The organism is Pseudoalteromonas sp. MMG022 (assembly GCF_021654245.1).
In the GTDB taxonomy this organism is placed as follows: domain Bacteria; phylum Pseudomonadota; class Gammaproteobacteria; order Enterobacterales; family Alteromonadaceae; genus Pseudoalteromonas; species Pseudoalteromonas amylolytica.
On record NZ_JAKFZQ010000052.1, the window covers coordinates 1 to 733 of the forward strand.

At 45.8% G+C, this 733-nt stretch carries 1 protein-coding gene; it reads right to left on the reverse strand.

Annotation, left to right across the window (positions count from 1 at the left end):
* The coding region (locus L1070_RS20145) for an AMP-binding protein (protein ID WP_237126912.1) at positions 1 to 733 on the reverse strand (733 nt) is incomplete at both ends.

The window sequence follows — 733 nt, forward strand, 5'->3', positions numbered from 1 at the left end:
CCCTTTCGGCGCTAAGTTTTCGTACTCATCAAAAATGTAAGCCTGTGTATTGGCTATCGGTTTTCCTATGCTTGCCTGACCATTCGCCACTCTGCGGGTAAACGTCGAGTATGTGGTGTCTTCTGATGGACCATATAAATCATATACATCTTCTACCGCCGTCATGCTGTAAATCTTATCAACCAAGCGGTTTGATAGTGGCTCACCCGCTAAGTTTATCGTTTTCACCGACGCTGGTATCGCATTCAACCGCAGTAATTCTTCCATCGCTGAAGGCACTGTGTTGATTAGTCGTATATCGTGTTTACTTTTCAGCTCTGGCAACGACAAGATATTCCCAACCAGAATTACTTTACCGCCATTGCCCAGAGTTTGAAAAATCTCATAAATCGATAAATCAAAACACATCGACGTCGCCGCCAATACGCCCTCTAAGGAATCTTGTGAATACACCGATTTCGCCCAGCTTATCAACGCCACTGCGCTGTTATGCTCTATCGCAACCCCTTTGGCCTGACCTGTCGACCCTGACGTGTAAATCACATAAGCTAGGTGTTGAGGTGTCACTGCTACATTGAGGTTATCCTCGGTGCCATCATACTCTGACCACGATTCATCTAACGCTATTAACTCTGTTTCACCGCTTAGGAGCGAGGTTAACTGAGTGCGTAATTTACTCTGTGTTAAAACTAGCTTCGCTTGGCTGTCTTGCAGCATGTGTTGTAAACGCGCC